14 protein-coding genes are annotated in these 22,667 nt (G+C 62.9%); 3 read left to right on the top strand and 11 right to left on the bottom strand.

Features of this window, described 5'->3' with window-relative positions; translation table 11 throughout:
- Nucleotides 1–433: 433 nt before the first annotated feature.
- From rpsJ to rplJ, 11 genes are all read right to left on the bottom strand, one after another.
- Nucleotides 434–742 carry a 30S ribosomal protein S10 gene (rpsJ, locus tag HGEM_RS02760; RefSeq protein ID WP_019127877.1) on the bottom strand — a complete coding sequence of 103 codons (309 nt, stop codon included), beginning with the start codon at nt 740–742 and terminating at the stop codon, nt 434–436.
- A 63-nt stretch (nt 743–805) separates the two neighbouring features.
- On the bottom strand, nt 806–2,929 hold the full coding sequence (fusA, locus tag HGEM_RS02755; protein ID WP_019127876.1) for an elongation factor G: 2,124 nt from the start codon (nt 2,927–2,929) through the stop codon (nt 806–808).
- Between the two features lie 20 nt (nt 2,930–2,949).
- Nucleotides 2,950–3,423: a 30S ribosomal protein S7 gene (gene rpsG / locus HGEM_RS02750; protein ID WP_022348926.1), complete on the bottom strand. Its 474-nt coding sequence runs from the start codon at nt 3,421–3,423 to the stop codon at nt 2,950–2,952.
- A 77-nt stretch (nt 3,424–3,500) separates the two neighbouring features.
- The gene (gene rpsL, locus HGEM_RS02745; protein WP_019127874.1) at nt 3,501–3,875 is read right to left on the bottom strand and encodes a 30S ribosomal protein S12; all 375 of its coding nucleotides are present in this window, start codon (nt 3,873–3,875) and stop codon (nt 3,501–3,503) included.
- Between the two features lie 404 nt (nt 3,876–4,279).
- The gene (locus tag HGEM_RS09660) at nt 4,280–5,512 is read right to left on the bottom strand and encodes a CPBP family intramembrane glutamic endopeptidase (protein WP_019127873.1); all 1,233 of its coding nucleotides are present in this window, start codon (nt 5,510–5,512) and stop codon (nt 4,280–4,282) included.
- 698 nt (nt 5,513–6,210) lie between these two features.
- On the bottom strand, nt 6,211–10,707 hold the full coding sequence (locus HGEM_RS02735) for a DNA-directed RNA polymerase subunit beta' (RefSeq protein ID WP_035100595.1): 4,497 nt from the start codon (nt 10,705–10,707) through the stop codon (nt 6,211–6,213).
- Between the two features lie 6 nt (nt 10,708–10,713).
- Entirely contained in the window at nt 10,714–14,250 is a 3,537-nt protein-coding gene (gene rpoB / locus HGEM_RS02730) for a DNA-directed RNA polymerase subunit beta (protein ID WP_051008474.1), read from the bottom strand.
- A 496-nt stretch (nt 14,251–14,746) separates the two neighbouring features.
- Nucleotides 14,747–15,772 carry a glycosyltransferase family 2 protein gene (locus tag HGEM_RS02725; protein WP_051008430.1) on the bottom strand — a complete coding sequence of 342 codons (1,026 nt, stop codon included), beginning with the start codon at nt 15,770–15,772 and terminating at the stop codon, nt 14,747–14,749.
- A 15-nt stretch (nt 15,773–15,787) separates the two neighbouring features.
- Nucleotides 15,788–16,693 (bottom strand): UTP--glucose-1-phosphate uridylyltransferase, encoded by a 906-nt coding sequence (locus HGEM_RS02720; RefSeq protein ID WP_019127869.1) that lies wholly within the window; start codon nt 16,691–16,693, stop codon nt 15,788–15,790.
- Nucleotides 16,694–17,124: 431 nt separating this feature from the next.
- Complete coding sequence (gene rplL / locus HGEM_RS02715) at nt 17,125–17,502, bottom strand: 50S ribosomal protein L7/L12 (RefSeq protein WP_019127868.1); 378 nt, start codon at nt 17,500–17,502, stop codon at nt 17,125–17,127.
- Between the two features lie 104 nt (nt 17,503–17,606).
- A complete protein-coding gene (rplJ, locus tag HGEM_RS02710) occupies nt 17,607–18,128 on the bottom strand; it encodes a 50S ribosomal protein L10 (protein ID WP_019127867.1) in 522 nt (173 codons plus the stop codon).
- An 804-nt stretch (nt 18,129–18,932) separates the two neighbouring features.
- Between rplJ and HGEM_RS02705 the strand changes: the two genes are divergently transcribed.
- From HGEM_RS02705 to HGEM_RS02695, 3 genes are all read left to right on the top strand, one after another.
- Nucleotides 18,933–20,723, top strand: coding sequence for an ABC transporter ATP-binding protein (locus HGEM_RS02705; protein ID WP_019127866.1), 1,791 nt, complete (start codon nt 18,933–18,935; stop codon nt 20,721–20,723).
- A gap of 341 nt (nt 20,724–21,064) precedes the next feature.
- Nucleotides 21,065–21,790 carry a helix-turn-helix domain-containing protein gene (locus HGEM_RS09655; RefSeq protein ID WP_019127865.1) on the top strand — a complete coding sequence of 242 codons (726 nt, stop codon included), beginning with the start codon at nt 21,065–21,067 and terminating at the stop codon, nt 21,788–21,790.
- A complete protein-coding gene (locus HGEM_RS02695; protein ID WP_019127864.1) occupies nt 21,787–22,614 on the top strand; it encodes a hypothetical protein in 828 nt (275 codons plus the stop codon). Before HGEM_RS09655 ends, HGEM_RS02695 begins: the two co-directional genes overlap by 4 nt.
- The last annotated feature ends 53 nt before the right edge of the window (nt 22,615–22,667 follow it).

The following is a 22,667-nucleotide window of genomic DNA, read 5'->3' as shown; positions in this document are numbered from 1 at the left end:
GAGCCACCGCGCAACCATGCACGGCAGCACGTCAAAAACATACACACGCGCGATTTTAGGAGATTGCCCTCCCCCGACACAACCCCTTAAGCTGGGTTTTTCCGTAAACGGAAACACAATACGCCCCACCGGGGACCCGTAGCCCGCGCACGCCCAATGGCCGAAGGCCGAGGGCCCGCGCACGAGCCGATGTGCGAAGCGCAAGGCTCCCACCCCAAAGCTGAGCACAAGCCCAGTACACGCCCGATGCGCGCAGCGCGAGGGCCCCAGGCCCCTCAGGGACATTACATCCAAACGCGCCCTAAAGGGCGAAAACGCAGGAAGCCCCCGGTTTCCTCCTGAGCGATTCCGCAGCAGTTCAGCTCTGCTGAACTGCGAGGACCAGCGAAGGAGGAAACCGGGGGCTTCCGAAGGGAGTTACAGCCCTTTGCGCTTAGAGCTTGATCTCGATGTCAACGCCCGCGGGAAGGTCGAGACGCATGAGCGAATCGACGGTGCCAGCGGAGGGATCGAGGATGTCGATGAGGCGCTTGTGGGTGCGCATCTCGAACTGCTCGCGGCTGTCCTTATCCTTGTGCGGGGAGCGGATAACCGTGTAGAGGTTGCGCTCGGTGGGCAGCGGGATGGGGCCGGAAACGCGAGCACCGGTCTTCTGAGCGGTCTCGACGATGAGCTTCGCGGACTGGTCGACGATCTCGTGATCATAGCCCTTGAGGCGGATCCTGATCTTCTGGGTAGACAACGTTACCTCCTTGATGTGCGCGTGATACGCGCGATTGATACCTAATCGAGCGATCGCGCGTACTTACGCGTTGCCGCCAGCCTTGCTGACGACCTCGTCGGCGACAGACTTGGGCGCCGGCTCGTACGAGTCGAACTGCATGGTGTAGGACGCGCGGCCCTGCGTCTGGGAGCGGAGGTCGGTTGCATAGCCGAACATCTCGCCCAGCGGCACCTTGGCGCGAATGACCTTGTTGCCGGAACGATCGTCCATGCCCTCGATCTTGCCACGACGACCAGAGAGGTTGCCCATAACGTCGCCCATGTACTGCTCGGGGGTCTCGACCTCGACGGCCATAACGGGCTCGAGGAGGATCGGGTCAGACTTCTTGAGAGCGTCCTTGATAGCCATGGAACCGGCGATCTTGAACGCGGCCTCGGAGGAGTCGACCTCGTGGTAGGAACCGTCGAAGAGGGTCACCTTGACGTCGACCACCGGATAACCGGCGATAACGCCCGTCTGCAGCGCCTCCTGGATGCCCTTGTCGATGGAGGGGATGTACTCCTTCGGCACCACGCCGCCAACGATGCCGTTGACGAACTCGTAGCCGAAGCCCTCTTCCATCTTCTCGAGCTTGATGACGGCGTGACCGTACTGGCCGCGACCGCCGGACTGGCGGACGAACTTGCCCTCGGCGCGATCGACATCGTGGCCCGGGGCCTCGCGGTAGGCAACCTGCGGCTTACCAACGTTGGCCTCGACCTTGAACTCGCGGAGCAGGCGGTCGACGATGATCTCGAGGTGCAGCTCGCCCATGCCGGCGATGATGGTCTGGCCGGTCTCGTGGTCGGTGCGCACCTGGAAGGTCGGGTCCTCCTCGGCGAGCTTGGTGAGCGCGAGGCTCATCTTGTCCTGCTCGGCCTTGGTCTTGGGCTCGACGGCGACGTCGATAACCGGATCGGGGAACTCCATGGACTCGAGGATGATCTCGTGGCCCTCCTCGCAGAGAGTGTCGCCGGTGGTGGTGTTCTTAAGACCCACGGCGGCGAGGATGTCGCCGGCGAAGGCGCCGTCAACGTCAACGCGGTCGTTCGCGTTCATCTCGAGGATGCGGCCGAAGCGCTCGCGCTGGCCGTTGGTGGCGTTCACCACGTAGGAGCCGGCGTCAACGTGACCGGAGTACACGCGGAAGAAGGTGAGCTTACCCACGTAGGGGTCGGTCATGATCTTGAAGGCGAGCGCGGAGAAGGGCTCGTCGTAATCGGCCTTGCGCACGTCCTCCTCGCCGGTGTCGGGGTTGGTGCCGTCCACGGGCGGGATGTCGAGCGGGCTCGGGAGGTAATCGACGACGGCGTCGAGGAGCTCCTGCACACCCTTGTTCTTGTACGCGGAGCCCACGAGAACGGGGTTGAGCTCGTTGTCGAGCACGCCGGCGCGGATGGCGTCCTTGAGCTTCTCGACGGGAATCTCCTGCTCCTCGAGGATCATCTCCATGAGCTCGTCGTCGTAGTTGGCGGCGGCGTCAAGGAGCTCCTCGCGCTTCTCGGCAGCAATCTCCTCGAACTCAGCGGGGATGGCATCCATGGGCTCGGGATAGGTCATGCCCTTGTCGTCGGCCTTGAAGTCCCACGCGGTCATAGTGACGAGGTCGATGATGCCCCAGAAGTTATCCTCGGCGCCCATCGGGACCTGGATGGCCACGGCGTTGGCGTTGAGGCGATCCTTCATGGTGTCGATGGCATGCCAGAAGTCGGCGCCCACGCGGTCGAACTTGTTGATGAAGGCGATGCGCGGGACGTTGTAGTTGCGGGCCTGGCGCCACACGGTCTCGGACTGGGGCTGCACGCCGGCAACGGCGTCGAACACGGCAACAGCACCGTCGAGGACGCGCAGCGAACGCTCGACCTCGGAGGTGAAGTCCACGTGGCCCGGGGTGTCGATGATCTGGATGCGGTAGGCGGGACCGTTCTTCACGTCGCCGCCCTTGTGCCAAAAGCACGTGGTGGCAGCGGAGGTGATGGTCACGCCGCGCTCCTGCTCCTGGACCATCCAGTCCATGGTGGCAGCGCCCTCGTGAACCTCGCCGATCTTGTGCGTCTTGCCCGTGTAGTACAGGATGCGCTCGGTCGTGGTGGTCTTGCCGGCATCGATGTGGGCCATGATGCCGATGTTGCGGGTTTCGGAAAGCTTGTACTTAGCCTTAGCCATGAGTATCTACCCTTCCTGGATTACCAGCGGTAATGTGCGAAGGCACGGTTGGCCTCAGCCATCTTGAAGAGGTCCTCGCGACGCTTGATGGAAGCGCCGACGCCGTTCGAGGCGTCGAGGATCTCGTTGGCGAGGCGCTCGGCCATGGTCTTCTCCTTGCGGGCGCGCGAGAAGTTCACGATCCAGCGGATCGCGAGCTGCGTGGAGCGGCGGGAGTTGACCTCGACAGGCACCTGATAGGTGGCGCCACCAACGCGGCGAGGCTTGAGCTCGAGCGTGGGCTTGACGTTGTCCATGGCCTTCTTGAAGACGGCGAGGGCGTCCTGGCCGGACTTCTCGGCCACCAGATCGAAAGCACCGTAGACGATGCGCTCCGCGACGGACTTCTTGCCGTCGAGAAGGACCTTGTTGATGAGCTGGGTCACGAGACGGTTGTTATACACGGCATCCGGCATAACCTCGCGACGATGAGTCTTAGATGCACGACGCGGCATAGTTTAATCTCCTCTAGCGTGAAAGTGTTCATGCGACGTTCGCCAGGCGACGCCGCAGGACGAATCTGGGTGGTTGCTTACTTCTTGGGACGCTTCGCGCCGTAGCGGGAGCGGGACTGCATACGGTTCTGAACCGCAGCGCAGTCGTAGGCACCACGGATGATCTTGTAACGCACACCAGGGAGGTCGCGCACACGGCCGCCGCGAACGAGCACGATGGAGTGCTCCTGGAGGTTGTGGCCCTCACCGGGGATGTAAGCGGTAACCTCGATGCCGTTGACCAGGCGCACACGAGCCACCTTACGAAGAGCCGAGTTCGGCTTCTTGGGGGAGGTGGTGAACACGCGGGTGCACACGCCGCGCTTCTGCGGGTTGTGCTGCAGTGCCGCGTTCTTGGACTTCGCGGGCTTAGACTTGCGGCCCTTGAGGACCAGCTGGTTAATTGTAGGCAAAGCGTACTCCTTCTTTAGATGATTCCAGCTTGTACGAGGTGCAACGGCTTGAATCGAGGCGTCAGCATCCACCTTCGAAACACGCAGTTCGCTAAGATACGCGCATTGACAAGCGATGTCAACAGACCACGCATCCGGGCGTTTCCTTCTTTTCCTGCAGTTCCTGAATTTCTTCACACATTTGTGGCTGGGAGGAGTCGCGAGGCACACCCGAGCGCTCGGCTCGAGACCGGATACGCTCTGTGCAGGTTGATTGGCGCCCCTAGCTTCGCACTCGCATGGCCCAGTGCGCATTTTCTTGACGAGTGCTCAGCATAACTTTGCTGATGTTACCGATTTCGTGCATTTCGACAGGTTTGTGCGGTGCATTCGTCAAGAAAATGAACCCGAAAGGGTTTAGTGCGTCAAGCTTGCGTTGCCGCTGCACCGCGCCCCTGCTTCGGTCGAAGCAGGCGGAAAGCGTACACGAGAGCAATGACGTTGGTTATGAGGAGGATGAGGAACGGCGCAGGCAGATAGCTGTAGATGAGGTCACTCCCCAAGGTTCCCATGAGGTTGTAGACGAGATGCATAAGCATGGCGGGAGCGATCGATCCACTCCGATGCGTCACGTATCCAAGTGCGAGGCCGAGCACGAAGGTGTATATGCCCTGCGTAAGATTCATGTGGAAGATGCCGAATGCGAGCGCCTGCACAATGTTCGCCGCCGCAAAGGGCACTCCGGCGCGCTCCAAATAGGTAAGGCCCAGGCCGCGGAACCCCGCCTCTTCCACTAGAGGTGGCAGAACGAGCGTTGAGATGACCCACATGAGCCCGTAGGTCGTGATGCCCGAGCCGTCGACGAGCGTGTTGTACTCCTCCATAACAGAAGGAAGCAGTACGTTCACCAGAACCATGATGAGGGTTGTCACGATTTGCATCCCATACCCCATGAGCGCTGCCGCGACGAAGTGTCTGTGGTCAACCCCCTGGATCCGCGCGTTCACCGTGGGCCTGGAATGCACTCTCCGACTCAGCTCGGTTTGCACAGAAGAAAAGGCTTGAGCTTGGGGCGCTCCCCCATCCTGAGCTTGGGGCACGCACCCACCCTGTGATGCAAGCTGCCATGCCACTGGGCGGTCACCATAGTAGATATAGCGCGCCGGTGGGCGGGGAGGCTCCGGGAAAGACGCCGACGCGGAATCGGTAGCCGATGCTATCGGGCGCTGCGAGGAATCAGCGCCCCCGGAAAGAGGCTGTCGCCCGGGAGCGGCGGCGGGCACGAACGGCTGCTGCCCGGAAGCTGCCGCCGACTCGAACGGCTGCTGCTCGGTATAGGTATCATGGCTTTCCAAAAACTGCTGCTCCAGCTGCGCGTAGCGTAGGCGAGCGCGCTCTCGGTTGCGCATACCTCGCACCCAGAACAACACGGGAATCCCGAAGACGAGGTAGACGAGCGCGGAATACAGGTTCATGTTCTCGTTCATGAACGCAGCGACGCGCACGATTGCAGGCTCTCCCCCAACGAAGCCCGCACCATAGATAATGGCATACGAAACGACATAGCTCGCAAGGGCGGGCATCACGATCATGAGCGCGAACGCCAGCGCGGCGAGCAACAGGTTCTTCCAACGCTGCGACGCGTCCATCTTGGGCATAGGGCCTCCTTCCGCCTTCACTGGCCTGTCGTTTCTGCTATTTGCACATGCCTGCGGGCACATGTTGTGTCCCAGTGTACCCGTTTGCCCCGCATATCCATACGTTCCGGACGCCTTCTGGACGCGCCCGGCGCTCTCGGGCAAATTCTGGACGCACTCTTCGCGCCCGGCGCTATCGGGCGACTTCTGGACAGGCCCGGTGTTGCCGGGCGTAATATCGCCATATCACAGCGCTGAGGCGGCAGATTTTCGCCCGAAAACACAGCGAGCGTCCGAATGTCGCCCGAAAATGAATCGCCGGAACACGGGTCCCACAGATCCTCGCCCGAAAACGAGAATGAAACACCAGAACCTGGTATCCACGAACCAAATGCGCTGAAACACAGCTACGACGAGCAATGTGTCAAATGGGGTGAATCATCATCGCACGAGAATGAATACGATTCACTGGTACACGGTTCCGCCGAAGCATGTCAAATGGGTAATCAACGAATGGAATATCGGGTTGGGGGGCCATATCGGGGACCGCCCCAGGCCAAGTCGGGAACTGCCCCCTGACCATATCGGGAACCGATCCGAGTCAAACCGAGCCCGTTCCGCACCAAACCGGGGACCGTCCCCCATTTGACAAAAGGCCCGCCTCCGAAGAGACGGGCCTTGTGCGAACGTTTCACTACGGCTTATACCGCACGGGAAACCTAGTCCTCCGTGCTGTTGTGGCCGTTCGGATCCTCGGGCGAGTCGCCGTCATCGGTATCCACGAGCTTGTTGAGCAGAGCCTCCAGCGAGGGCATATCCTCGTTGATGATGCCCGAGCTTGCGGTGTCGGCAGAAGAGCTCTCCGCCGGAGCACCGATCATCTCCTCATCGTCCTCGTAGTGGCGCGGCGCGCTCGTGCCGAGCAGGATGTCGTCCGGACCATCCGGCGAGAACACCATCTGGAGCAACTGGGAGAGGTCCTCTTCGTCGGCAACATCCTCGTTGTTCTCGAGGATGTAGAGCAGGTTGTGCTCCTCGAGACCGTCACGCAGCTCCTCGATCGCCTTGGCGCCAATGCCGTCGATGCGAAGCAGGTCCTCCTCGCTCTTGCCCATGAGGTCGCCCACGGTCTCGATGCCCACCTCGCTGAACTTGTTGGTCCAGCGCTGCGAGACGCCGAGGTCGTCGAAGAGGTACAGGCGCGCATCCTCGGCCGAAATCGTACGGCCGTTGCGGGTGAAGGAGCCGTCGGCGCTGCCGAACTCGTCGTAGCCGGCGTAGCTCGTCTCCTGCGGCACCTGCTCGTCGAGCTCCTTGAGCTCGGCGGGGGCCCAATCCGGAAGGCTGCGCGCGGTCGGCAGGGTGGGGCCGTCCACATCCACGTAGCCCTCGGGGGTGCGGTAGGTCAGCGTCGCGTTGGCATACGGCTTGAGACCGGTGCCCGCGGGGATCTTCTTACCCACGATGACGTTGGACTTGAGGTCCATGAGGTGGTCGACCTTGCCCTCGATGGCGGCCTCGGTGAGCACGCCCGCAGTGCGGATGAACGACGCGCTGGAAAGCCAGGAATCGATGGAGGAAGCAACCTTCAGCGTACCAAGGATGACCGGCTCGGCCGAGGGCGCGGTGCCGCCCAGGCGGGCGACGCGCTCGACCTCATCGGCGAACTCATAGCGGTCGACGTACTGACCGAGCAGGTACTTGGAATCGCCGGGGTTGGTGATCTGAACGCGGCGCAGCATCTGGCGCGCGAGCACCTCGATGTGCTTGTCGTTCAGGTCGACGCCCTGCGAGCTGTAGACGTCCTTCACCGAGTGCACGAAGGTGTGCATGGTGGTCTCGATGTCCGTGAGCTTGCGGAGGTTGCGGAAGTTCACGAAGCCGCGGGTGATCAGGTCGCCGGCGCGCACCTCGCAGGTCTCGCCGTCGCGGAACCCGGGACTCAGGTGCGCGGAAGACGGGATGTGGATCTCGTCGAGCACGCGGGTTGGGTCGTCCATATCGGTGATGGTGGCCACGTAGCCGCTCTCGTCGGTTCCGATGGTGACCATACCGGAGTGCGGCGCGAGCACGGCCTCGGCACCGAGGATCTTCTCGTTCACGTTGCCGACGATGTCGAACATACGCGAAACGGTCGGCAGACCCTGGGTGATGTCCTCAACGCCCGCGACGCCGCCGGAGTGAATGGTACGCATCGTAAGCTGCGTGCCGGGCTCGCCGATCGACTGGGCGGCGATGATGCCCACCGCGGTGCCGATGGCAACCGGGCGACGGGTGGAAAGGTCCCAACCGTAGCACTTCTGGCACACACCGTGCTTAGAACGGCAGGTGAGGAGCGCCCTCAGCTTCACCTTGGTGAGGCCGGCGTCAATCATCTTCTTGAGATCGGCCTCGCGCTCGATGTACTCGTCCTTGTGGAAGAGCACGGTGCCGTCCGCTGCAACGACGTCCTCGATGAAGCAGCGGCCCACGAGGTCGGCGTTGATGTCGCCGGACTCGAGAATGAGGTCGTAGGTCACGCCCTCGGTCGTGCCGCAGTCCTCCTCGCGCACGATGACGTCCTGGCCCACGTCGACCAGACGACGCGTGAGGTAACCGGAGTCGGAGGTGTGCGAAGCGGTGTCGACGAGGCCCTTACGAGCGCCGTAGGTCGAGATGAAGTACTCGAGCGGCAGCAGGCCCTCGCGGAAGTTCGCCTTAATGGGAAGGTCGATCGTCTCGCCGGACATGTCGGCCATGAGGCCGCGCATGCCGCCGAGCTGACGCAGCTGGGTCTTGGAACCACGGGCGCCGGAGTCGGCCATCATGTAGAGCGGGTTCTCCTCGTCGAACATGTCGAGCATGAGCGCGGAGACTTTGTTGGTGGCGTCGGTCCACACCTGGACCACCTCGTTGTGGCGCTCGCGGCTCGTGACAAGGCCGTTCTCGAAGTTCTCGTTGATCTGGTCGGCCTTCGCCTGGGTCTCGGCCAGGATCTCGGGCTTCTCATCGGGGATGAGAGCGTCCCACAGCGAGATGGTGAGGCCGGAGCGGGTGGCGTAGTGGAAGCCGGTGTACTTGATGTTGTCGAGCATCTCGGCAACCTCGGCCTGCGGATAGCGGTCGCAGCACTCGGCCACGAGCTTCTTCACGTCGCCCGAGCCCATCTTGTAGTTGACGTACTCGTAGTCGCGCGGCAGGCACTGGCGGTTGTAGATGATGCGGCCGATCGTGGTCTCGAAGCGAGCGGTCTTGTTGCCCGTCACGTCGAGCTCCAACACGTCGCCGCCGCCGTTGTTCACGCGGAACAGGCGGGTGCCATCCTCGTTCTCGACGTTGGCGTCCTCGCCGGCCACGCGCACCTGGATCTTGGCCTGAAGGTCGATCTCGGTGCGGGCGTCGTAGGCGTTCATGGCGTCATCGAAGCTCGCGAACACGTGGCCCTCGCCCGCCAGCCCGTCGCGGGCCTGGGTGAGGTAGTACACGCCGATGATCATGTCCTGGCGCGGGGTGTTCACGGGCTTGCCGGACGCCGGCGAGCGCAGGTTGTTGGAGCTGAGCATGAGCACGCGGGCCTCGGCCTGCGCCTGCTGCGAGAGCGGCACGTGCACTGACATCTGGTCGCCGTCGAAGTCCGCGTTGAAGGGCTCGCAGACGAGCGGGTGAAGGTGGATGGCCTTGCCCTCGACGAGCACGGGCTCGAACGCCTGGATGGAGAGACGGTGCAGGGTCGGTGCGCGGTTGAGCAGCACCAGGCGACCGTCGATGACCTCTTCCAGGATGTCCCAGACGAAGCTCGCGTTGCGCTCGATGGCGCGCTTGGCGCCCTTGATGTTCTCGACCTTGCCAAGCTCCACGAGGCGCTTCATGACGAAGGGCTTGAAGAGCTCGAGGGCCATGGTCTTGGGCAGGCCGCACTGGTGCAGCTTGAGCTTGGGGTCGGTAACGATAACCGAACGGCCGGAGTAGTCCACGCGCTTACCGAGCAGGTTCTGGCGGAAGCGGCCCTGCTTGCCCTTGAGGGCCTCGGCGAGCGACTTGAGCGGGCGACCGCCACGGCCGGACACCGGGCGTCCACGACGACCGTTGTCGAAGAGCGCGTCCACGGCCTCCTGCAGCATGCGCTTCTCGTTGTTCACGATGATCGCAGGGGCGTCGAGGTCCAAGAGGCGCTTCAGGCGGTTGTTACGGTTGATCACGCGACGATAGAGGTCGTTCAGGTCGGACGCGGCGAAGCGGCCGCCGTCGAGCTGGACCATCGGGCGCAGATCGGGCGGGATCACGGGGATCACGTCGAGGATCATGTTGGCGGGGTCGTTGCCGCCCTTGAGGAAGGCGTCCACGACCTCAAGGCGCTTCACTGCCTTCTCGCGCTTCTGCTTCCGGCCGTCCTCGTCGGCGATGATGGCCTTCAGGGTCTCGGCCTCCTGCTTGAGGTCGATCTGCGAGAGCAGGTCGCGAATGGCCTCGGCGCCCATGTCGCCGGAGAAATACATGCTGTAGTAGCGCTTCATCTCGCGGAAGAGCGGCTCATCGGAGATGAGGTCGCGCTCGGAGAGCTTCATGAAGGCCTCGAAGGCGTCCGTGCGGAGCTGCTTCTCGTCCTTCGTCTCCTCCTCGATATCGATGATACCGGCGGCGATCTCTTCCTCGGTCAGGGGCTCCTCGTCGCTGAACTCATCGAAGTTCTCGGGGTTGCCCTGGGCCTTCAGGCTCTCGATCTGGCGGGTGCACTCGGCATCGAGCTCCTCCAGGTCGGCGGCGAGCTCTTCGCGCAGGTCGTCGGCATCGGCCTCACGAGCCTCATAATCCACGTGCGTGATGATGTAGCTCGCGAAGTAGAGCACCTTCTCGAGGTCCTTGGACTTGATGTCCAGAAGACGGCTCATGGGGAAGCTGGTGGGGCTCTTGAAGAACCAGATGTGGCTCACGGGAGCCGCCAGCTCGATGTGGCCCATGCGCTCGCGGCGCACCTTGGAGGTGGTCACCTCGACGCCGCAGCGCTCGCAGACAATACCCTTGAAACGGATGCCCTTGTACTTGCCGCAGGAGCACTCCCAGTCCTTGGAAGGTCCGAAGATCTTCTCGCAGAACAGGCCGTCCTTCTCCGGCTTCAAGGTGCGGTAGTTGATGGTCTCGGGCTTCTTGACCTCGCCCTTGGACCAAGAGCGAATCTGGTCGGCGCTGGCCAGCGAGATCTTTACCGCGTCAAAATCAGTAGCTTCGAAATCTGCCACAGTCAACTACTCCTTATCTGTGGTCGTGGCGGCGAGGTCGGGAAGCGAGACCTCGGCGGCATCGGCGATCAGATCGTCGTCACCGAGCACGGCCTCGTCGGCGAGGGGATCGACGGGCAGGGCCTCATCGGCCTTATCCGCGACCTGCGCCTTCGCAGCGGGCTCCGCCTCATGCAGCGGCTCGATGTCGAGCGCGAGCGAGCGGATCTCCTTGACGAGCACCTTGAACGACTCGGGGATGCCGGCCGTGGGGATGTTCTCGCCCTTGACGATGGACTCGTAGGCCTTCACGCGGCCCACGGTATCGTCGGACTTAACGGTGAGGATCTCCTGCAGCACGTTGGAGGCGCCGTACGCGTAGAGCGCCCAGACCTCCATCTCGCCGAAGCGCTGGCCACCGAACTGAGCCTTGCCGCCCAGCGGCTGCTGGGTCACGAGGCTGTAGGGGCCCGTCGAGCGCGCATGGATCTTGTCGTCGACCATGTGGCCGAGCTTCAGGATGTAGGAGGTGCCAACCGTGATGGGCTCGCGGAACTCCTCGCCGGAGCGACCGTCGTAAAGCGTGGTCTTGCCGCGCTCGTCGAGCTGGGTCACGAACTTGGGGTCCATGTGCTCGCCATAGCGCTCGGTGGCAAGGTTGAGCATGTTCTTGTTGGCACGGCGGATGACCTCGGCGATCTCGTCCTCCGTGGCGCCGTCGAAGACGGGCGTCGAGACGAAGAACGGGCCGGGCACGTACTTGTCGGAATCGGCGTCGTCCACATCCCAGCCAGCGGCAGCAGCCCAACCGAGGTGGCACTCGAGGAGCTGGCCCACGTTCATACGCGAAGGCACGCCGAGCGGGTTCAGGATGACGTCCACCGGGGTGCCGTCGGCCATGTAGGGCATGTCCTCGACCGGCAGGATCTCGGAGATAACACCCTTGTTGCCGTGGCGACCGGCGATCTTGTCGCCCTGCTGGATCTTGCGGCGCTGGGCAACGTAGACGCGCACCTGCTCGTTCACGCCGGGCGCAAGGTCGTCGCCGTTCTCGCGGCTGAAGCGCACCACGTCGATGACGCGGCCATAGGCGCCGTGCGGCATCTTGAGCGAGGTGTCGCGCACGTCGTGGGCCTTGGCGCCGAAGATGGCCTTGAGCAGGCGCTCCTCGGCGGTCTGGGTGCTCTCGCCCTTCGGGGTGACCTTACCCACCAGGATGTCGCCCGGGCCCACCTCGGCACCGATGCGGATGATACCGTCATCGTCGAGGTTCGCGAGCATGTCCTCGGAGAGGTTCGGCACCTCGCGGGTGATCTCCTCGGGGCCGAGCTTGGTGTCGCGCGCGTCGATCTCGTGACGCGAGATGTTGATGGTGGTGAGCAGGTCCTCGGCCACCACGCGCTCGGACACCACGATGGCGTCCTCGTAGTTGTAGCCTTCCCAGCTCATGTAGGCCACGGTCAGGTTCTGGCCGAGCGCGAGCTCGCCGTGATCGGTCGAGGGGCCGTCGGCGATGGGCTCACCGGCGGCAACCGTATCGCCCACGCGCACGAGCGGGCGGTGGTTGATGCAGGTCGACTGGTTGGAGCGCTGGTACTTGGGCAGGCGGTACTCCTCCAGGCCCGCGGAGGTCTTGATGGTGATCTTCGCGGCGTCGGCGAACACGACCTCGCCGTCGTGCTTGGCAAGCGTGACCTCGCCCGAGTCGAGCGCGGCGCGGCGCTCCATGCCCGTGCCCACGTACGGAGCGGCCGGGTGGATGAGCGGCACGGCCTGGCGCTGCATGTTCGCACCCATGAGGGTACGCTTGGCGTCGTCGTGCTCGAGGAACGGAATGAGGGTGGCGGCGACCGAAATCATCTGGCGCGGCGAGACGTCCATGTAGTCGACTTCCTCAACCAGAACGTCTGCGGGAGCACCGAACTTGCCGTCGTAGTCACGCGTACGGGCCACGATGGTGTGCGGGCGCACGATGTTGCCGTCGATGTCGGTGGTCACGAACTCGTTGGTCTTGGGATCGACCGGGGTGTTCGCCGGCGCGATGATGTGGTTCTCCTCCTCATCGGCGGTCATCCAGTCGATCTGGTCGGTGACGCGGCCATTCTCCACGCGGCGGTACGGAGCCTCGATGAAGCCGTACTCGTTCACGCGGGCATAGAGCGCGAGCGAGCCGATAAGGCCGATGTTGGGACCTTCGGGGGTCTCGATCGGGCACATACGGCTGTAGTGCGAGTTATGGACGTCGCGGACGGCCGTGGGCACGTTGGTGCGGCGGCTGGAGCCGGACTTGTGGCCCGCAAGACCGCCGGGGCCGAGGGCCGAGAGACGGCGCTTGTGGGTAAGGCCCGTGAGGGGGTTCGCCTGGTCCATGAACTGGGAAAGCTGCGAGGAGCCGAAGAACTCCTTGATGGCGGCCACGATGGGGCGGATGTTGATGAGGCTCTGCGGGGTGATCTCGTCGATATCCTGAGAGCTCATGCGCTCGCGCACCACGCGCTCCATACGGCTCATGCCGATGCGGAACTGGTTGGCAACGAGCTCGCCCACGGTGCGCACGCGACGGTTGCCGAAGTGGTCGATGTCATCGGTGTAGAAGCCGTCCTCCCCCGCGGCGAGCGCAAGGAGGTAACGGAGCGTGGCAACGATGTCCTCGTCGGTGAGGATCTTGACCTCTTCCTCGGTAGCGAGGCCGAGCTTCTTGTTCACCTTGTAGCGGCCCACGCGCGCCAGGTCGTAGCGCTGCGGATTGAAGAGCAGGCCCTCGAGGAGGCTGCGGGAGGCATCCACAGTGGGGGGCTCGCCCGGACGCAGGCGACGATAGATCTCGATGAGGGCGTCCTCGCGGGTAAGCGCGGTGTCGCGCTCGATGGAGCGCTTGACCACGTCGGAGTTGCCCAGGAGCTCGAGAATCTCGTCGTTGGTGGTCGCGATGCCGAGCGCGCGCAGGAACATCGTGGCAGACTGCTTGCGCTTGCGGTCGATGGACACCATGAGCTGGTCGTGCTTATCGACCTCGAACTCAAGCCAGGCGCCGCGGGCCGGGATGACCTGCGCCTTGAAGATGTCCTTGGGGGTCGTCTTGCCGTTGGCGTCCGTGACCACGCCGTCCTGCTCGCTCGAGAAGTACACGCCCGGCGAACGGACGAGCTGGCTCACGACGATGCGCTCCGTGCCGTTGATGATGAAGGTGCCCTGATCGGTCATCATGGGGAAGTCGCCCATGAAGACGAGCTGCTCCTTGATCTCGCCCGTCTCCTTGTTGGTGAGACGAACCTCAGTGAGGAGCGGCGCCTGGTAGGTCATGTCCTTGGCGCGGCACTCGTCCTCCGTGTGGGGAGCATCGCCGAACTGGTGATGACCGAAGGTGACCTCCAGCACGTGGTTCTGGCTCTGGATGGGGCTCGACTCCTTGAACGCTTCGCGGAGACCCTCATCCATGAAGCGCTGGAAGGATTCCTTCTGCACGGAGATGAGGTTGGGAAGCTCCATGGAGGGCGCGATCTTGCCAAAGTTGACGCGAGCGCGCTCCGTCGGTGTTGCCTGCGGAATTAATGTTGCCACCAGGTTGTTCCTCCTTCTTGAAAAGGCGGGTTTGTTGGCCTCATGGGCGGCGTGGCCGGAAGCGCTCGCGGGGCATGCGCGCCCGCTTTGAGCGGCATAGCCGCCTCTCACGCTTTCCGGATCCAATCCACCTGATGGGGCCAGTTTCGCAACCTATAAGTTTACCAATCGCCTACCGTTTAGCAAGATTTTCCTTGACGCAGGCACTGTTTTGGGGTAGCAAAATTCTTTACGATTAAATCCGCAGGTTGTTGCTGGCGTATCGAACATTTGTTCATGAGTTTTGTGTGAGACGATGTGCCCAACGCGAACGGGACACCGCCCAGCGGCATGCGAAATCTTACGTCCGGTGCAGCCAGAAGAGCACGCGGACTCCAGAATCCGAGGCTACGTGCGAAACACCGGCACGGCCCATAGCATAAGAAGCAACACGGCGCACGCCACGCGATACCATCGTTGACAACTCATTCCCGTCCCGTCTGTCACGCGTTGCCCCCCCTCACACGTCGCCGCGTTCTGATTCCTCTGCATCCGTCGGCGCAACTTGAGCAGGCCGAGAACTGCCATCACCTTCGAAGCTCGTGCGCTCGGAGATGATGTAACGCGGGCGTGCCTTGGTCTCGAGATAGGTCTTGCCTACATATTCCCCGATGACACCGAGGCATATGAGCTGGACGCCGCCCAAAAGGCATATCACACTGATCGTACTCGCCCAACCGGATACAGCCCACCCCATCACAACATTCGCCACCGCCCACACGATGCCGAAGAAACTTGCGACAGAGATAACAACCCCCAAAGCCATGACCAGGCGAATCGGCTTGATGGTAAGACTGGTGACGCCATCGAGCGCGAGTCCGATCATGCTCATTAAGGAATAGCGAGACCTTCCAGCGATGCGCTTCGAACGCTCGTAAACAACCTCGCAGCTTTTGAATCCCACGAGGGGGACCATGCCCCGTAGATAGATGTTCACCTCGCGAAACCCCGATAGCTCCTTCATAACCGGAGCCGAAAGTAAGCGATAGTCCGCGTGATCGTACACCACCTCGGCACCGAGCCATCCAAGCAGTCGATAGAATGCCCGAGCGGTCGTGCGTTTGAACCAAGCATCTGTTCTGCGATTACCACGCACGCCATACACGACATCGAAGCCCTCTCGGTAGCGCGAAATCATCTCATCCATCGCATCGACATCGTCTTGCCCATCGCAATCAATGGAGATGGAAGCGTCACAGCAATCCTTCACCTCCATGAGGCCGGCGAGCACGGTGTTCTGATGGCCGCGATTCCTGCTCTGGCGAATGCCGCGCACGCGGGAGTTATGCCGAGCGAGTGTACAGATTATGTCCCATGTCGAATCCGACGATCCATCGTCAGCGAGCATGAGGAAGCTATCTTCAGCCACCTGATTGTTACGTATGAGCTCGCCAAGCTTTGCGAGGAACCGAGGAAGCGTGTACGGAAGCACTTCCTCTTCGTTGAAACAGGGGACTACGATGGCCAGCGTGGGTTTTGTCCGCATGAGCTGCTCGAGGGCCTACCGCGTGAGGCCGCCACGCACCTCGATGGCATCCCAGAACTCGTCACGGAAACGCGGGTCGGAAGCGGCCATGAGGGCGTTCGTCGCCATCCAGCCGGACGGGGTGCCCGTATCGTAGCCGCTGAGCGGGTCGATGACGACGGCATACATGGTCTCGCGATCGAGCGAGCGCGCCATGGCATCGGTGAGCTGGACCTCTCCGCCCGCACCGGGAGCCTGATCGGCAAGCAGGTCCATCACGAGGGGCGAGAGCAGGTAGCGACCAACGATGTAAAGGTTCGAGGGGGCGTCGGCGGGATCGGGCTTCTCAACGAGGCCCGAGATGCGCCACACGGCACCGGGTTCGCAGTCGGCAACGTCCTCCGCGCCGGCAAGCGATCCCGCGCGCTCGCCCGCGATCACGCCATAGCGCGAGACCTCCTCCGGAGCGCAAGCCGCAACAGCGATAACGCTCGCGCCACCATGGGCGCGGCTGACCTCGAGCATCTTGTCGCAGATGTCGCGCGCCGGCACCACGTAGTCGCCGAGGAGCACGAGGAAGCTCTCCCCCGCCACGGCATCGGCCGCAGAGCGGATGGCATGGCCGAGGCCGTTCGGCTTGTACTGGAAACGGAAGTCTACGGGAAGGCCGCCCGCCTCGGCAACGGCATCGGCATAAGCGGTCTTTCCACGAGAACGCAGAAGCTGTTCAAGGGCCGTATCAGGCTGGAAGTAGCTCAGGAGCTCCGGCTTGTTGGGGCTCGTCACGATGATGGCGTCCGTAACCTCCTCGGGTTCGAGCGCCTCCTCTACCACGTACTGGATAACCGGCTTGTCAAGCACGGGAAGCATTTCCTTGGGCGTGCACTTGGTCGACGGCAGGAAGCGGGTGCCCAGGCCCGCGGCGGGGATGATGGCCTTCACAGATGCGTTCCTTTCAACGTGCCCGGTTCGGGCGACATCGCCGGCATGCGGCGTGAAATAACTTCGCACAGCATAGTAACGCGACACATGAAATGCACGGGAAATCTCAAGCAAATTCCAAGGCTCCCCCTCATATGTCTACCGCGAACGGTCGCCCTCCGCGTGTGAATGGATGCCTGGGGAGCTATCGAGGCCCGCGCCACCCCAATCGCCCGCTACGCGCTGCGATTGGGGTCCTGGATTTTGCCGCTTCTCACCCAAGAGATAGCAAGATCAAGGACCTCGCTTTGCGAAACGAAGCGCAGCCTTAAAAAACAAGAAGGCGAGCGCAAAAAAACGGGGCCCGAGACGAATCTCGAACCCCGTAGTGCAACACATGGGCTGCAGCCGATCATGCGGCATGTCCGAGCAGGCGCTTCGCCTGCCCAAACTTACTTGAGGGAGACGGCAGCGCCGGCGGCCTCGAGCTTCTCCTTGGCAGCGTCGGCGTCCTCCTTCTTGACACCCTCGAGCACGGCCTTCGGAGCGTTCTCGACGACCTCCTTGGCCTCCTTGAGGCCAAGGCTGGTGAGCTCGCGGACGACCTTGATGACCTGGATCTTGTTGTCGCCGAAGCCCTCGAGCACGACGTCAAACTCGGTCTTCTCCTCCTCGGCGGGAGCGGCGGCAGCGGGGCCGGCCACAACGGCGGCGGGGGCGGCGGCGGAGACGCCGAAGGTCTCCTCGATGGCCTTGACGAGCTCGGAAGCCTCGAGCAGGGTCATTTCCTTAAGAGCCTCGATGATCTCTTCGTTGGTAAGCTTAGCCATGGTAAGCAATCCTTTCGGTTACCACGCCCAACGCTGGGCGCAGAGCTGAAACTTCACGTGGCGCGCGAGCGCGCCGGGGTGCGTGGCCAGGCCACGCGCGGCTGCTAGGCAGCCTTCTGCTCGGAGATCTGCTGGACGGTACGGGCGAGACCGCTCGACACGCCGTTGACGCAGACCGCGATGTCGCGAGCGAAGCCGTTGATGAGGCCGGCGATCTGGCCAAGGAGCTGATCCTTGGTGGGCAGGTCGGCCATGGCCTTGGCGTCCTCCGCGGTAATAGCCTTACCCTCGGAGATACCGCCCTTCACCTCGATGACACCCTTGGCCTTCAGGGCGAAGTCCTTGAGCACCTTCGCAGAGCTCACCGGCTCCTCCTTGTAGAAGATGTAAGCCAGCGGGCCGGCGAGGATATCGTCAATCTCGGGCTGCTCCTGGTTCTTGAGGGCGAGGCGGACGAGGTTGTTCTTGTAAACCTTCATCTCCGCACCGGCCTCGCGAAGCGCGTGGCGCAGCTCCTGAGCCTGCTTCACGGTGAGACCGTTGTAGGACATCACGTACAGGCCAGCGCTGGCCTCCACGCGCTCCTCGATCTCGGCGACTTTGTCGATCTTGTACTGCTGTGGCATTCGTTACACCTCCTCGTTGCTTTTCCGGGCACGGGCCGCCGAAGACTGTGGCGGGGATGCCTCGGAAATGAAGCGCAGAAACCAGGTTTCCGCGTTTCAAAAAGAAACCCCCGCGCTGCGTGAGCGACGGGGGCGAGAAGACATGCAAAGTTGAGCTATCTGCTCGACCACCTCGGCTGGCGGGTTTCCCCATTGAGCCTTGGGTGTGCACCGAAGTGCTCCCCGCGGCACCGGCTGTCTCTGGCAGCGGGTCCGTGCGTGAACCGGGTGTTAGTATGCCGCGTTGCCAAACGCGCGTCAACCGACAAGCGGCAGTGGCGCAGGAAATGTGCACATATTTTCCTCGTTGATGGCCTTCTACGCTCCATTCAGACGATGCGCAAGCCGAATTGCTTTGCCTGCAGGCCAAGTTTGGCTAAAAATGTCGATTTATGGCAATCCGCGCGTGCGTCGAGGGGGTGTCGTGGCCTTCATGGAGCCCCCTTGACGGATCGGAGACGCGTATCCTGCCTGATAACCGTCCCACAGCCCCGCAAATTGCGCTATGGGGCGAGCCCGTCCCATCCAGCTTCTCTTCTTCCATCGCCAGAAATCGACATTTTTAGCCATTTTTTGCTTTCGACACAATATTTTGGCTTTGCCGGACGATTCTAGCCGCACATATCTGTCCGCGAGCGATGCCGAATGCCCCTCCAACCGGAGGAAACAATGCCAAGTAAACCGTTACAGACCGCGCACCGCGCCCAATGACCTCGTTCTACTCTTGCGGTACCATACCGGGCAAAACTCGTTGAAAGGAACGCCGTGTCCAGCCGTACCCCCTCCGTCACGCGCCGCACGCTGCACTACTTTTGGGGCGTCACGCGCATCCAGCTCCCCATGTTCGTCCTCGATGTCGCCGTGACGCTTGGCTACGTGTTCTTCCTCACTTTTGCAAGCCCGCTCATCGTGGGCCAAATCGTAGACATGGTAGGCGCAGGCGGCATGGGGCCGGACGAGGTCCTAACCGCTTTCGGGCCATACATCCTGGCGCTCATCGGCGTGAACATCGCCGGCCAGGTTTGCAGCAAACTGCAGGACTACGCCTGCGCCAAGCTTGAGATCCGCGCAGGTTACGAGCTGGGGCGCCTGGCCTTCGACACCCTCTCCAACCAATCGATGACCTTTCATACCAACCGCTTCGGCGGCTCGCTGGTAAGCTCCACGCAGAAGTTTATATCCGCATACAGCCTGCTCATGGACAATTTCACCTACTCGGCGCTACCCACCGCAGCGACCGCGGTGCTCACCATATGCATGCTTGCGCCACTTGCCCCCGCCTATGTTGTGGTGCTCCTCGTGGTGCTCATCGCATACGTGGCCATCGTATTCAAGCTGTACCGCAAGATTCTCCCCATCAATGCAGCAGCCTCCGCTGCACAGAACCGCCTTTCCGGCGAGCTCTCGGACTCCATCACTAATATATTGGCGGTGAAGACAGCCGGACGCGAGGCATACGAGCAGAGCATCTTCGAGCAGGCCAACCAAGAGGTCAAGGCCGCCGACAGTCAGCGCATGCGTCGCACGGTGAAAACCGGCGCGGTCACGAGTTCGCTCATCGTGCTCATGATGGGGCTTGTCGCGGTGTTCATCGCCGGCGGCAATGCGTGGTTCGGCATCAGCGCGGGCACGCTCGTCATGATGTTCACGTATACCAATTCGCTCACGGGGCGCTTCAACATGCTTTCCCAGATGTTTCAGCAGATCAACCGCTCGTTCGGCGAGGCGCACGACCTCACGGTGGCGCTCGACGAGCCGCGTCTCGTGGCAGATGAACCCGGCGCGCCTGAGCTCGCCGTACCGGAAGGCGCCATCGATTTCAGCAACATCGATTTCCATTATGCCGATGCCAGCGCCGACGACGCCGTGTTCCGCGGTTTCAGCCTGCACATCCCCGCGGGACAGCGTGTGGGTCTGGTGGGTCGCAGCGGCTCCGGTAAGACCACGCTTACCACGTTGCTGCTTCGCCTGGCAGACCTCTCGGGTGGCAGCATACGGATAGACGGGCAGGACATCGCCCACGTGAGCCAAGTAAGCTTGCGCCAGCATATCGCCTACGTGCCGCAGGAGCCGCTCCTGTTTCACCGCACCGTGCGCGAGAACATCGCCTACGGCCGGCCCGATGCCTCGGAGGAGGAGATTATACAGGCGGCGCGCGAGGCCAACGCGCTCGAGTTCATCGAGAAGCTGCCGCGCGGGCTCGACACGCAGGTAGGCGAACGCGGCGTGAAGCTCTCGGGCGGGCAGCGCCAGCGTATCGCCATCGCGCGCGCCATCCTCATGGACGCGCCGATCCTCGTACTCGACGAGGCAACGAGCGCGCTTGACTCCGAGAGCGAGAAGCTCATCCAGGATGCGCTCGAAAACCTCATGCGCGGCCGCACATCGCTCGTGATCGCCCACCGGCTCTCCACCGTGGCCGCGCTCGATCGCATCGTGGTGATTCGCGACGGCGAAATCGTGGAGGACGGCCGCCATGCCGACCTGGTACACGCTGGCGGCGAATATGCACAACTGTGGAGCCGCCAGTCGGGCGCGTTCCTGGGGAGCGAATAGGGCTCGATCGCAGTGCGCGGGATGGTGCTGAGCACGGCAGAAGGTGTTTCAGCGCGGTGCCGGGTGTTTCAGCGCAGTGCCGGGTGTTTCAGCGCGGTGCCGGGCGCTTCGTCGCGGCGTTGGGTTTTTCAGCGCAACGCTAGGCGTCTCGTCGCGACGCAGGGTTTTCAGCACAGCGCAGGGTGCTTCACCGCAACGCCAGACGTTTCGCCGCCCCGCAACCGCAAGTTGCACAATTGCAAGGCGAACATGGTGGCGCGCACGGGCGCGGCGCATAGACTATGTGGTAAGCGACATCCACGCCGCATCGCCTGATCGCATCGTTTGACCGGGAGGCTCCCATGAACGGACAACTTGCCCAACGCCTGCACGACCTCCGCCGCGCCAACGGCTTGAGCCAAGAGGAACTCGCGCGTAAGCTTGCGGTGAGCCGCCAGGCGGTTTCCAAGTGGGAATGCGGCGACGCCCTGCCGAGCACCGAAAACCTGTTCGCGCTGGCCGAGCTCTACGGAGTGGGCATGGCGACGCTCATGGATGACGTTCGGAACGACGCCCGCGAGGAAGACAGGCGCGCCGGGTACGACGTAGAGCCTCGGGCCGCTTGCAGCGAAGCCGGAACGGCAGCCGACGCCGACGTGCCAGGCAGCGACTCCGCGCCCCCTGCGCACCAAAAACCATCCGGCCGATGGCTCAAGATCGCTTGCCTGGCCTTGCTCGGCATCGCAGCTGCCACATTCATCGTCTGCTGCGTTACCGCAAAACCCGATCTGCACGTCATTGAGGGAACCGTGGTGGCGAGCGACCGGGCCAGTGACGACTTCGTCGTAGACCTCGGCCGCGGGTATGACTACCGTTACTGGGTTATTTCCGTTGACAGCAACACCATGTACTCGCACGCCATCGAACAGGATGGCGAGGTGCCCGAAGAGACCGAGACCGATCCCTTTGCGCCTGCGGTAGGCCAGCACGTGCAGGTATCGATCAAGACGCACGCGCAGAATGCGCCGCAAGCGACCAACCTCGCCGAAAGCGTCTGCGTCATCGAGCAGGCGGAGGGGGAATCGTGACGGCCGCGACGAAAGGGGCACGCGAGGCAGCAGGGCTGCGCGTGGGGCTCATCGAGCTTGACGAGGGCTGCGAGTCTCGGCACCCCGGCCAGGTTTGCGGGTCACGGCACGCTGGTGAGGGCAGCGGGCCGCAGCACCCCGGCGAAGGTCCAAACCCTAACCCAAGCCCTGCCGCGTTATTGCTCGACGACTTCGCAGATGCGCTCGCTGCGTACACGCGTATATCGGCACGGCAGAATGGAACAGCAGCGGTTGCGCCACGGTTTGTTCGAGCTCGCCTTGAAGTAGGCTACCACTTGCCAGCGACCTTGGAAGCGGGGGGCCTCACAGGCTGCGACGTTGTGATTTGCGCCGCGTGCTGCACAACAGGGGCACCGGATGCCGCAGCAACGTTATGCGCGGCACTGCAAGACGGCAGCGCGGCGGCGAACGACGCGATCCGCCCCGGCACTCCCATCGGCATGCTCGCCGCGGGGAACGCGCACGACGGCTCAGACGCGCGCGAAGTTGTCGCGCGCGCGGCATCTGCCTGCCAAAGCGCGGGGCACCCCTGGATCGGCGGCGTCATCGTAACCGACGGAGCGCTGTTCCCCCGCCTGATGAGAACGCCGCGACTCGGTGCGTGGCGCCGAGATGTTTCCGAGGCCGTCGATTGCCTGGTCGCCGCCGTGAGGCTCGGCCGCTCGCTTGACGAGGTGGAAGGCATCTTGGGCGCCGGCACTGAAAACCTCGATGCCAGGCACCGAGCCCCGAGCGTCATCGTTGCCTCACCTCACACGTTGTGGCGCTCCGTGGTATCCAAATGTCGAAGGCTTGGCGAATAGCCCTCGTCGGCGGGCACCGGCGAATTGCCAGTCGACCGGCAGGCAATGGTAAA

This window comes from Enorma massiliensis phI (genome assembly GCF_000311845.1).
GTDB classification, from domain to species: domain Bacteria; phylum Actinomycetota; class Coriobacteriia; order Coriobacteriales; family Coriobacteriaceae; genus Enorma; species Enorma massiliensis.
This window is presented reverse-complemented; position numbering and strand designations above follow the sequence as displayed.

Coding starts and splice junctions, on each gene's coding strand:
- fusA (WP_019127876.1), bottom strand. CDS start 2,929: ATGGCTAAGGCTAAGTACAAGCTTTCCGAAACCCGCAACATCGGCATC.
- rpsG (WP_022348926.1), bottom strand. CDS start 3,423: ATGCCGCGTCGTGCATCTAAGACTCATCGTCGCGAGGTTATGCCGGAT.
- HGEM_RS09660 (WP_019127873.1), bottom strand. CDS start 5,512: ATGCCCAAGATGGACGCGTCGCAGCGTTGGAAGAACCTGTTGCTCGCC.
- HGEM_RS02725 (WP_051008430.1), bottom strand. CDS start 15,772: ATGCGGACAAAACCCACGCTGGCCATCGTAGTCCCCTGTTTCAACGAA.
- rplL (WP_019127868.1), bottom strand. CDS start 17,502: ATGGCTAAGCTTACCAACGAAGAGATCATCGAGGCTCTTAAGGAAATG.
- rplJ (WP_019127867.1), bottom strand. CDS start 18,128: ATGCCACAGCAGTACAAGATCGACAAAGTCGCCGAGATCGAGGAGCGC.
- HGEM_RS09655 (WP_019127865.1), top strand. CDS start 21,065: ATGAACGGACAACTTGCCCAACGCCTGCACGACCTCCGCCGCGCCAAC.